General features: G+C 35.0%; 7 protein-coding genes and 1 CRISPR repeat array. Of the genes, 3 read left to right on the top strand and 4 right to left on the bottom strand.

The window, feature by feature from the left end; translation table 11 throughout:
- The 3 genes from cas1 (at position 1) to KFZ70_RS04770 (ending at position 5,468) form a co-directional block, all read left to right on the top strand.
- On the top strand, positions 1-921 hold the full coding sequence (gene cas1, locus KFZ70_RS04780) for a type II CRISPR-associated endonuclease Cas1 (protein ID WP_139694629.1): 921 nt from the start codon (positions 1-3) through the stop codon (positions 919-921).
- Positions 922-935: 14 nt separating this feature from the next.
- Positions 936-1,280: a CRISPR-associated endonuclease Cas2 gene (gene cas2, locus KFZ70_RS04775; RefSeq protein ID WP_139694630.1), complete on the top strand. Its 345-nt coding sequence runs from the start codon at positions 936-938 to the stop codon at positions 1,278-1,280.
- Positions 1,281-1,389: 109 nt separating this feature from the next.
- A CRISPR array of direct repeats spans positions 1,390-2,118; the repeat unit is 46 nt; unit sequence CCTGTGAATTCTCCATAAATTTAAAGAACTGAAAGCAATTCACAAC.
- Between the two features lie 257 nt (positions 2,119-2,375).
- Positions 2,376-5,468 carry a glycoside hydrolase family 2 TIM barrel-domain containing protein gene (locus KFZ70_RS04770; protein WP_139694631.1) on the top strand — a complete coding sequence of 1,031 codons (3,093 nt, stop codon included), beginning with the start codon at positions 2,376-2,378 and terminating at the stop codon, positions 5,466-5,468.
- On the opposite strand, the gene KFZ70_RS04765 is transcribed toward KFZ70_RS04770, so the two are convergent.
- From KFZ70_RS04765 to kbl, 4 genes are all read right to left on the bottom strand, one after another.
- Positions 5,465-6,310: a S9 family peptidase gene (locus KFZ70_RS04765; RefSeq protein WP_139694632.1), complete on the bottom strand. Its 846-nt coding sequence runs from the start codon at positions 6,308-6,310 to the stop codon at positions 5,465-5,467. The two genes, KFZ70_RS04770 and KFZ70_RS04765, sit on opposite strands and share 4 nt — an antisense overlap.
- Position 6,311: 1 nt before the next feature.
- Positions 6,312-9,068 (bottom strand): PD-(D/E)XK nuclease family protein, encoded by a 2,757-nt coding sequence (locus KFZ70_RS04760; RefSeq protein ID WP_139694633.1) that lies wholly within the window; start codon positions 9,066-9,068, stop codon positions 6,312-6,314.
- Positions 9,069-9,133: 65 nt separating this feature from the next.
- Complete coding sequence (locus KFZ70_RS04755; protein WP_139694634.1) at positions 9,134-10,483, bottom strand: OmpA family protein; 1,350 nt, start codon at positions 10,481-10,483, stop codon at positions 9,134-9,136.
- A gap of 146 nt (positions 10,484-10,629) precedes the next feature.
- The gene (gene kbl, locus KFZ70_RS04750; protein ID WP_139694635.1) at positions 10,630-11,823 is read right to left on the bottom strand and encodes a glycine C-acetyltransferase; all 1,194 of its coding nucleotides are present in this window, start codon (positions 11,821-11,823) and stop codon (positions 10,630-10,632) included.
- Positions 11,824-11,843: the final 20 nt, after the last annotated feature.

Here is an 11,843-nt window from a genome sequence, read left to right as displayed (position 1 = left end):
ATGATAAAACGCACCCTATTCTTTGGCAATCCCGCCTATTTAAGTACTCGAAATGAGCAATTAGTTGTGAACTTTCCAGAAGAAGGTAAGGCCGAAAAAACCATTCCCATTGAAGATTTAGGTTATATCGTGTTGGAAGATCCTCAAATTACCATTACCAACGGGTTGCTACGTAAATTGGTAGAAAATAAAACCGCTGTTATTACTTGTAATCAACAACATTTACCCTGTTCTATGTTACAACCCTTGGTTGGCCACACCGAACAAACCGAACGCATGCGTTATCAACTTAATGCCAGCATACCTTTAAAAAAGAATTTATGGCAACAAACCGTTATGGCCAAAATAGAAAATCAAGCTAATCATTTTTTGATTCGTGGTAAAAATGCCTTACGACTAAAGCGTTATGCCAAAGAAGTAAAAAGTGGTGATTTGGATAATCAAGAAGCTCTAGCAGCAGCCTTTTATTTTCAAAACCTCTTTAACATTAATGGTTTTAGCCGTAATCAAAAAGGTGTTGCTCCCAACAATTTGCTCAACTATGGGTATGCTATTTTACGTGCGGTAACCGCAAGAGCCTTAGTAAGTAGTGGCCTTTTACCCTCGTTTGGTATTTTTCATAGCAATAAATACAATGCCTTTTGTTTGGCTGATGATGTGATGGAACCTTATAGACCTTTTGTAGATGCTCTTGTTTTTGACATTGTAGAAAGCGGTTGCCAAATTGAAGACCTTAACCAAAGTATAAAAGCCGATTTATTAATGATTCCAGCTATAGATGTTATTATTGATGGTAAACAAAGCCCCTTAATGAATGCCATGAGCCGAACCACGGCCAGTCTGTTTGAATGTTTTGAAGGGAGTAGGCGCAAATTGTTGTACCCAGAATTCAAATCATCATTAGAAACCTTTATCAGATAACATGAATACAGACTATGGAATCCTACTTAACCCGATTAAACCAATATAGATGTATGTGGGTACTCGTGTTTTTTGATCTGCCTACCGAAACTATTACAGAACGTAAGGCTGCTACACGGTTTCGAAAAAATTTATTAAATGATGGTTTTGGGATGTTCCAGTTTAGTATCTATACCCGATTTTGTGCAAGTCGGGAAAATGCATCGGTACATATTAAACGTACTAAAAAGGCGTTGCCAAAAAAAGGAAAAGTCTGCATCATGCAAATAACCGATAAACAATTTGGTATGATGGAACTCTTTCATGGTCAGAAAGAAGCCCATTTAGAACCGCCTTCACAGCAATTAGAATTGTTTTAGAAATTGAAAAACCGATACAAACGTTGTTGGTTTTTAATCCTTTCCATGATAAAGCAACCGTCTAAACATCACCATAAAAAACAGGATACCAACCCATTAGAGCAAGTATCCTGTGAATTCTCCATAAATTTAAAGAACTGAAAGCAATTCACAACTGGGAAACGCTTCAAGAAAAAAAGAATCCACCTGTGAATTCTCCATAAATTTAAAGAACTGAAAGCAATTCACAACACCTGTGTCTTTGGTGTCTAAAATTAAAACCCTGTGAATTCTCCATAAATTTAAAGAACTGAAAGCAATTCACAACAGGATATGGAATGGATAATGTGTTTCACCACCTGTGAATTCTCCATAAATTTAAAGAACTGAAAGCAATTCACAACTATTTATATCATTTGTGTTTCCTGCTCTATCCTGTGAATTCTCCATAAATTTAAAGAACTGAAAGCAATTCACAACTGTAATCTGTAACAGCTATGTTATCTGTAGCCTGTGAATTCTCCATAAATTTAAAGAACTGAAAGCAATTCACAACTGTAATTGCTTTGAAACCATGATCTTGTAACCTGTGAATTCTCCATAAATTTAAAGAACTGAAAGCAATTCACAACTGATTATGGATTAATTGCAACTGATGATGCCCTGTGAATTCTCCATAAATTTAAAGAACTGAAAGCAATTCACAACCTTAAATTTCCGCCTAGCATGTACATTTTACCTGTGAATTCTCCATAAATTTAAAGAACTGAAAGCAATTCACAACCAATGCTTAGGTGATTATTGGGAGAGTTTCCTGTGAATTCTCCATAAATTTAAAGAACTGAAAGCAATTCACAACACTTCACTTAAGAACCATTTTAGAGTCCAATGTTTTGTTACAAGTCCAAATTATTTATGATGTCTTTATGTGATTTTTAGGTTATTTTCAGTAGTCGAACTAGGGCATCTAAAATGCTTCCTTTTGAATTTGTTAATTTTTAAAGGACTAATTAAAAAAGTGAGGTTAAATAGCTCTCCAAATTGTTGGTTTTTAACAAGATGGTTTTTGGTAAGAAAAGTTATCTTTGAATGAACTATTGATTAACATGCTGTCAAATGAAAACCAGAGTATCCTTTCTTTTATTATTTACTAGTTTAATGTCATTTTCTCAAGTATTTGACTGGGAAAACCCTGAAGTTATTGCAATTAATAAAGAAGCACCTCATGCCTATTTTGTTTCGTATGACTCAGAGGATAATGCCTTAAAAGATGAGCTTAATTCTTCACATTACAAATCTCTCAATGGTATTTGGCAGTTTAATTGGAGCGAGAATTCAGATAAACGTGACAAAACTTTTTATAAATTAAATAGCAAGGCTTTAAAGTATAGAATACCAGTGCCTTCAAATTGGGAAATGCATGGGTTTGGATATCCTTTTTATGCTAACATTACTTATCCTTTTTCAAAAAATAAGCCTTTAGTTCCTCATGATTATAATCCAGTTGGTCAATATAAAAGAGAGTTTGATATTGATGCCTCATGGGCTAATAAAGAGATTTATATTCATTTTGGGGCAGTAAAATGTGCTTTTTACCTATGGGTAAATGGAAAGAAAGTGGGCTATAGTCAGGGCAGTAAATTACCAGCAGAATTCAATATTACGTCATACCTAAAGGAGGGTAAAAATGAGTTGGCTGTTGAAGCATACAAATTTACAGACGCTAGCTATATTGAAGATATTGACTTTTGGCGTTTGGCAGGAATTGAAAGAGATGTGTTTTTACATGCTCGACCAAAATTAATGCTACAAGATTTTTTTGCAAAAAGTACTTTGGATGAATCACTTGAAAATGGACTAATGGATTTATCTGTAGATATAAAGAATGTTAGCCCTAAAAAATCAGTAAAAGTTGTTGTTAAACTCTATGACGGTGATACAATTGTTTATGAGTCAACACAAAAGCGCTCTGTTAAAAAGGGAGAGGTGTCTGAACTAAATTTTAAAACCTTTATAGATAATGTAAAAGAATGGTCTGCAGAAACGCCTAATTTATATACCCTCCTAATAGCTGTAAAAGATAGTGATGATAACCTTTTAGAGTGTACGTCGCATCAAATAGGATTTAGAACTGTGATGCTAAAAAATGGACAACTATTAATAAATGGACAGCCAGTTTTATTTAAAGGCGTTAACAGGCATGAACATGATCCTAATCTTGGGCATGTCATGACCAAAGAGATGATGCTAAAAGATATTGAATTGATGAAAAAATTCAATATTAATGCTGTTAGAACATCACATTATCCTAATGATCCCTATTGGTATAAACTATGTAATAAGTACGGACTCTATGTAATAGATGAGGCCAATATTGAGGCCCATGGCTACGGTTGGATTGTAAACGAAGTCGCAAGAGATCCTAGTTATTATAAGTCCATAACCGATAGAATTCAGCGTTTGTTTTACAGAGATAAAAACAATCCGTCTGTAGTAATATGGTCTATGGGAAACGAGACAGGAACAGGACAGCCTTTTGTGGATAGCTATAATTGGTTAAAAAAAATGGATAGTACGCGTTTAGTATCTTATGATAGAGCCGAAGTAGATCCAGATTTTGATCATGTGCGTCATACCGATATTATAGGTTATATGTATGCTCCAATTGCAGATATTAAGAAAGAACATCTGCCAGCAAACCCTAATAGACCCTTTATTTGGGTGGAATACGCGCATTCTATGGGAAATAGTACGGGGAATCTAAAGGAATTATGGGATTTCGTAAGAACAGAACCAAGAGTTCAGGGCGGTTTTATTTGGGATTGGGTTGATCAAGGTCTTACTTTGAAAAGTAGTTCAGGTGAAGAATATTGGGGATATGGTGGCGATTTTGAGCCCGAAGGCAAGCCTCATGCCGGAGCTTTTTGTTTGAATGGGTTAATCTTTCCTGATAGAACAGTACAGCCGGCACTTTGGGAAGTAAAAAAACAGTATCAAAATATTCATATGACGGTGTTGGATTCTGAAGATTTAACGTTCGAAATTTTTAATGAAAACTTCTTTACTGATTTGGCTAAATTCAATCTAGAATGGGAACTTTTAAAGAATGGTTTTTCGGTATCTAGTGGAAATTTACATCTAGAAGGAGCGCCGTTGTCAAAGCAAAGTATTAGTCTAAAAAATAATATCACAAATTTTGAAGCAAATCAGGAGTATATAGTTAATTTTCATTGGAAGCTAAAAGACGCTCAAGGCTTGTTGAATAAAGGGCATGAAGTAGCAAAAGATCAATTTATTATACAAAATCCGAAAGCGTTTACTACCCATTTAAACACTTTTGATGCTATTAAGGTTAAAGAATCTAATAGTCAAATAGATGTGATAAGTACTAATAACATTATTATCAAATTCGATAAATTATCGGGAAATTTAATTGCATATGAGGTTAAAGGTAACAATTGGTTGACGGCTCCATTAGTTTTAAATACTTGGAGAGCACCAGTAGATAACGATTTGGGAGCTAAAATGCCTGAGAAATCATTTAAGTGGAAGGATATAGAATCGAATTTAAAAGCAGAAAGGGTATCTTGGAAAAAATTACCGGATAATCGTGTTATGGTGACTACCCAAAAATCCAATCCTGATATTGCTAACTTTTTTGTTAATTACACCATTGATGACAAAGGAAAAATAAAAGTGCAATATGTGTTTGAAAGAACAGGAGGTACGGGGTTAATGCCTCGTATAGGAATGAATCTTAAATTGATTAATCGCATGAAAGATGTGCGTTACTTTGGAAGAGGACCACATGAAAATTACCCTGATCGCAAAACCGCTGCTTTTTTAGGTATTTATAAGGCGTCGGTTGAAGAATGTTATGTGCCATATATTCGTCCGCAAGAAAATGGTTATCGAACAGACACAAGATGGTTAGAAGTTACAAATGATAAAAATAGTGGCTTGCGGTTTTCAAGTCATCAGCTCTTAAATTTCAATATTAATCACTTTAATAATGAAGATTTTGAGATAACAGGAAAAAACAGACATACCATTGATATTGTACCTAGAAATCATGTAAACCTAAATATTGATTATAAACAAATGGGTGTTGGAGGTGATACCAGTTGGGGACTATTACCATATCAAGACTATTTAATATTTCCCGAGCCGATGAAATATACGTTTTTTATTGAACCGATTATTAATTAGTCATGCTTAATAAATGTAATAATAGAGTCAGCCGCTGTTTTTAATTCAGTGGACAATGTGTTTTTTTGCCATGGGTGCTTTGTATTGAACACATGGTCTGCGTTTTTAATGATTTTTAATTTGCTGTTAGCATTCCATTTGTGAAGCTGATAAGCTTCGTCTATCAATACACTGGTATCTGCGTCTCCATGAATAATCAAATAAGGGATTTTTAAATGTTCTACGGCTCGTTTTATGGTTAACCGTTTCTCATTGGCTTTAAAATCTTCATAAAACTGATAGAAATGTGGCATGTGCTGTTTGGTTCTGCCATTTATCACATATTTTACACCATCTTTTTTCCATTGCTCTAAATCGCCTAGTGTTGCTGTGCGTTTAGCATAATCACATACCCCTGCTAAGCTCACAACGTTGGTAATTCTCGTGTCTTCTTCTGCTTTAATGGTAACTATTCCGCCTCCCCTACTATGGCCTATTAGCGTTATGTTTGTTCTGTTTATTTCTGATTGGAAATCGGATGTATTGTAAATCCAATCAATAACAGTTGTTAAATCATCCAGTTCTTTGGAGTAGTTGTTATTTCCAAAGGCTTCCAAATCGGGAAAATCTATGGGTTGCTCAACGGTTCCGCCATTGTGTGAAAAATTGAATTTGGTAAAGAAAAATCCAGCTTTAGCAAAGGCTTCAGCCATTAAGTCCCAAGCACCCCAATCTTTAAATCCTTTGTATCCATGGCAAAATATAATGAGGGGTTTAGGGTGTTGGGTTTCATTATAATATATATCAATGAGAATAGGTTTGTTGTGCTTACCCAGAATGACTATGTTTTTTGTGACGTTCATATTAAAGCTCTTTTTCAATAAAATCTGTGTTTGTATTGCAAATCTCTGTAATGAGTTTGTAAAGTTCTTTTTCAAAATGGGCCAATGTTTCCGCTGTAATCATGGTGTTTTTTGTACGACTTGATGATTGTTCTTTTTTAGAAAATTTCAAGAAACCTTGTCCTAAGTTTTTAAAAGACACAATACCAGCTTCCAATGGTAATTGAACTTGATTTGATTTGCTCATCATATAGGCGTACGTTAATACTTGAAAACTCTTGCTGTATTTTTTGTAGTCTGTTGTTATATCTTCCCAGTTAACCACTTCTACTTGGTTTTGTAACACGCTACCTGTTTTGTAATCAATAATTCGGGTAAGCCCATTAAACGCATCTACACGGTCTACAAAACCCTTTAATGTTACCGGAAAATCTAATTCTGGAATATGGATTTTAATTTCATTTTTAGCTTCTATTGCTAGTATTTTAATGGTATTTCCCTGTTGCAAAGATTTCATTTCTAAGTCTAAGAAATTGGAAATATAACGTTTCGCTATTTCGTATATAATGAGGTTTTTACCGGTGTAAATGTCTCCTTCTTTATAAATGTTTTTAAAATGGTATGAAACACGAGCTTCAATCTTGGTTTTAAAATCTTTTATAAGATCTGTATTTAAATACTGCCCAATATACGGTGTGTAAAAATCCTCTAAGGTATTATGAACCACTGTACCAAGGGTATTGGCTGCTACGGTCTCTTCAACGGTATTATAGTCTTTTATTTTTAAAACACTTTGGTAATAAAAATCAATCGGGTTTCTTATGTAATTTGTTAAAGAAGAAGGAGAAAACCCCTGTTTTGCCAACTGAATTAGTGCTTCTTTTAAAGCAGTTGTTTTTTTTATTGTTTTTAAGGTCTTCTCTATTTTTGGGACCAAAGGCGCTACAATTTGATGATTTATCTGGTGTAAGTTTTCTAATTCCAGTTGTGTTATAAATCGGCTTTTTTCTCCGCCTGTTAATATATCGGCTTCTGTGTTATACAGAATAAAAATATTTTTAGCGCGTTGCAGGAGTCTGTAAAAATGATACGTATAAACGGCATCCTTTTCTTTGTAGGTAGGTAAACCGTTTTCTAATTTCACGTCAAAAGGAATAAAAGAATTATGGCTTTTTCCTGCTGGGAGAATACCTTCATTAACCGACGAAATAATCACTGTTTCAAAGTCAAGTACACGAGATTCTAGCATACCCATAATTTGAAGCCCTTGTAAGGGTTCTCCTTGAAAATCTAAGGTTTCAATGCTTAATAATTCCTGGTAAACACTGTAAAGCGTTACGATGTCTTTTATATACTGATGTTTGGCGTTTAAACGTTGTAATTCATTAAATAGCTCGTTGAATCGGAAGAGATATTCTAATGATAGTAAATGAGTGTCTTTATCTTGGTCTAAATGTTGCTTAATGATTAAAATAAGCTTGTGACAACTATTTAGCGCAATATCCATGCTATTTTGCCATGATGAAAAGAGTAAATCAATTATTGTAGAACATTCAGGCGCCAAATCCTTTAAACGTGCATTGGTAATGTATACCAGATTATTTGTGTTGATGGTTTCTATGATGATATTGGCAAAATCAATCTCATTTACCATTAATAACGGACGAATATACTGATGCGAAATAATGTTAATAACCTCTTTGTAATAATACTTTCTTGAGGTGTTTTTATGTAGTTGAAAAAGCGCATCAAATAAGGAGGCCAGGGGTATGGATTTTAAAGGGAAACCCATTGTGACATTCAAATTATCAACACTCTTGGGTAGTGAATTTAGTACAGGAATAAGCAGATTTTCGTCTCCTAAAACTACCGCTGTATTCTGTAAGGTGTGTTGTTCTACTTTTAGTTGATTTAAAATAGAACCAATGTGTTTGGCCTGACCAATATTTTTTGGAATACCGTAGATAGAGATGTTTTTTGCGTTGGAATAATTGTTTGTAACCCAATGAAATGGGTTGTTTTTAAAGTAATGCCAGTTTTTTTTGTGTTGACGCATAAATAAAGCGGCATCATGTTTTTGATTGCTCATAAATGCATGGTCAATATCCCAATAGATTTGTGCCTGATTATGCTCTAAAAGGGTCTGTATTATAGTTTCTTCAGCAGTATTTAATGCGTTAAATCCTAAAAATACAAATTGTTTATTGGGATGGTTTTTTATATAATCTGGTAGTTGTTCAACCGCTTGCCTGTAAATTAATCCTTGATAGCCTATTCCTTGTTTAATCAGGTGATTGGTATAGTGATTATAGTAAATTGGTAGCTTTTTCCAGAAGTTTAAGTAAGCAGTTACAAAGTTTGTTTTGGGTTCTTCAAGAGACCAATGTTTTAGGTCTTCAATGGCACTTAAATAATTAAAAATATGATCCTGAGGAATGAGGTAACGATCAATTTCATTGAAATCTTGAAGGAGTATTTGTGCCCATTTAGAAAACGAGTCGAAAGTATCACCATCTTTTTCTGGCGTTAAAAACGAATAGGTATTGTAAAACTCAAAAAGCAATTCTGTATTCGTGGTGCTTTTAAGTAAAGATAACTCTTCAACAAATGCTTCAATACTCAGTATAGCGGGGGCAAAGCTGGTTGTTTCTAAAGCCGTATGAATTTGATTTTTCAGAAAAACACCTGCCCGTTTACTGGGTAGTACAAAGGTAATTTCAGAGAAATTAACGTTTTGCTTTTTAAGGTCGTTTAATACTTCAAAAATGAAAGTTGTCATGCTATAAAAATAAAAAACGCTTCGGATATCCGAAGCGTTTTTCAAAACGTTTATTTGTATTTTACTTATTTTACTAAGTTAATTTCAACACGTCTGTTGTTAGCTCTTCCAGCTCTTGTTTTGTTAGTATCTATAGGTCTTGACTCACCATAACCTTTAGAAGAAAGTCTAGCACCATCAATACCGTGATCAACTAAGTAATCTTTAACTGATTTTGCTCTAGACTCAGATAATTTTTGGTTTAATGACTCAGAACCTACGCTGTCTGTATGACCATCAATAGTGAACTTAGCGTTAGGGTATTCTTTTAAGATATCAATGATGTTTTTTAATACCTCAGAAGATTGAGCTTTGATTGTAGATTTTCCTGTATCGAATAAGATGGTTTTAGCATAAGCGTTTAATGCTTTTTTAACAGCCTCTGTCACTTCAGGACAACCGTTGTTAGCAACAGTTCCTTTTACATCAGGACATAAATCATCTTTATCTAACACACCATCACCATCTCTATCTGGCCAAGGACATCCGTTGTTTGCTGCAGGACCTGGCTCGTTAGGACATTTGTCATCGGCATCAGCAACACCGTCACCATCAGCATCAGGACATCCGTCTAGTGCTTTTAAACCAGCAACAGTAGGACATTTGTCATCTTTATCTGGAACACCATCACCATCAGAATCTGGACATCCGTTAAATTCAGCAGGACCAGCTTCGTTAGGACAGTCGTCTTTACTATCTTCAATACCATCACCATCGGTATCAGGACATCCGTTAAACTCAGCTAAACCAGCAACGTCTGGACAAGCATCGTCTTTATCATATATACCATCACCATCGGTATCAGTTCCTCCAAATTTAATTGAAAGCCCAATTGTGTGTTGGAAATGTTTGTCTAAATAATCTTCAAAGGCATGTTTGTAAGACGCTTGTAAAGTCAAACCAATATTGTCGCTAAACCAAACGTTTACACCAACAGTTCCATTTAAAGTTCCAGCACCAATCTCATCAACCCAAGTGTAACCACCACCAACACCTAAATAAGGGTCAAGTGTAGTTCCTTGAAGGAAGTTATATTTAATAGTACCATCAAGACCGTAGTATGACAAATCGTCAACGTTTAAATCTCCCCACTTATCAATTTTGTTCAATGAACCACCAACTCCTAATGTAAATCCACTTCCCATGTATTTAGAAACCGAGATGGTAGATAATGAAGGTAAAATGTTCCAGTGATCTGTAGCGTTAAAAAATTCATCGAAATACTCACCGCGAGGTGCATTTTCTCCAACCGGATAGAAGTCAACAGCATTTACCCCAATGGTAATCTGCCATGGATTGTTTTTGTCCTGTGCACTAACGTTGCTTATTACGAACAAAAGCAACATAGCACATAATAATCTGCTAAGATTTTTCATATTCAAAAGTTTAATTTTTAAGTGTTAATTGTAAACAAATGTAAGTTGTTAAATGTTATTAACAAAGACAAATATATAAAAATATTGTACAAACAATCACTAGATATGCCTGTTTCCCGTTTCTTACGTAGTAGTTAAGAATGAGTTTAGATTATGCTAAGTTGTTTTCCTACTTTGATAAATGCAGCTATAGCTTTGTCTAAATGGGCTTTAGTATGGCTTGCTGAAAGCTGTACGCGTATTCTTGCTTTTCCTTTTGGTACCACAGGAAAAAAGAACCCAATCACATAAATCCCTTCTTTTAGCAACAAATCAGCCATGGTTTGAGAGAGTTTAGCATCGTAAAGCATAACAGGTACTATAGCCGAGTCACCATCAACAATATCAAAACCAGCGGTTTTTAAGCCTTTTTTGAAGTAGTTTGTGTTCCATTCTAACGTATCACGTAAGCTTGTGTTTGTAGATAGCATGTCAAACACTTTTATTGAGGCGCCCACAATCGCTGGGGCTAAAGAATTAGAGAACAAATAAGGGCGAGAGCGTTGGCGTAGCATATCTATAATTTCTTTTTTGCCTGTAGTATAGCCTCCCATAGCGCCACCCAAGGCTTTACCTAAGGTGCCCGTAATGATATCCACTCTATTTAAAACACCTTTTTCTTCTGGTGTACCACGACCGGTAACTCCAATAAAACCAGCGGCATGGCACTCATCAATCATAACTACTGCATCGTATTGTTCGGCTAAATCGCAAATTTTATCTAAGGGAGCTACTAAGCCATCCATAGAGAATACACCATCTGTAACGATTATTTTGAATCTAGCTCCATGTTCATTAGCTAATATTAATTGCTGTTCGAGGTCGGCCATATCGTTGTTTTGATAACGGTATCTTGCCGCTTTGCATAGCCGTACACCGTCTATAATTGAGGCATGGTTTAAGGCGTCGGAAATTATAGCATCTTCTTTGCCTAGTAAAGGTTCAAACACCCCTCCGTTAGCATCAAAAGCGGCTGCATAAAGTATGGTGTCTTCCGTTTGGTAGAAACTGGCAATTTTCTGTTCAAGTGTTTTGTGAATATCTTGTGTGCCGCAAATAAATCGAACGGAACTCATGCCAAATCCATGTGAATCCATCGTATCTTTGGCGGCTTGAATAACCTCAGGATGCGATGATAAGCCCAAATAATTATTTGCACAGAAATTTAAAACGGTTTCACTTGTATTCAATGTAATCTCTGCACCTTGCGCCGAAGTTATGATGCGTTCTTCTTTATAAAGACCGTTATTTTTTATGTCTTGAATTTCTTTTTGAAGATGATTTTTAAGTTTTCCGTACATATTTTTGAATTTTTAACAAA

The organism is Allotamlana fucoidanivorans (assembly GCF_045788535.1).
Classification (GTDB): domain Bacteria; phylum Bacteroidota; class Bacteroidia; order Flavobacteriales; family Flavobacteriaceae; genus Allotamlana; species Allotamlana fucoidanivorans.
The sequence above is the reverse complement of the archived record's forward strand: the minus strand, read 5'-3'. Positions and strand labels throughout refer to the sequence as shown.

What these genes read in the sequence shown, in the direction of transcription:
- cas1 (WP_139694629.1), top strand. Translation starts at nt 1, where the DNA reads ATGATAAAACGCACCCTATTCTTTGGCAATCCCGCCTATTTAAGTACT.
- cas2 (WP_139694630.1), top strand. Translation starts at nt 936, where the DNA reads ATGGAATCCTACTTAACCCGATTAAACCAATATAGATGTATGTGGGTA.
- KFZ70_RS04770 (WP_139694631.1), top strand. Translation starts at nt 2,376, where the DNA reads ATGAAAACCAGAGTATCCTTTCTTTTATTATTTACTAGTTTAATGTCA.
- KFZ70_RS04765 (WP_139694632.1), bottom strand. Translation starts at nt 6,310, where the DNA reads ATGAACGTCACAAAAAACATAGTCATTCTGGGTAAGCACAACAAACCT.
- KFZ70_RS04760 (WP_139694633.1), bottom strand. Translation starts at nt 9,068, where the DNA reads ATGACAACTTTCATTTTTGAAGTATTAAACGACCTTAAAAAGCAAAAC.
- KFZ70_RS04755 (WP_139694634.1), bottom strand. Translation starts at nt 10,483, where the DNA reads ATGAAAAATCTTAGCAGATTATTATGTGCTATGTTGCTTTTGTTCGTA.
- kbl (WP_139694635.1), bottom strand. Translation starts at nt 11,823, where the DNA reads ATGTACGGAAAACTTAAAAATCATCTTCAAAAAGAAATTCAAGACATA.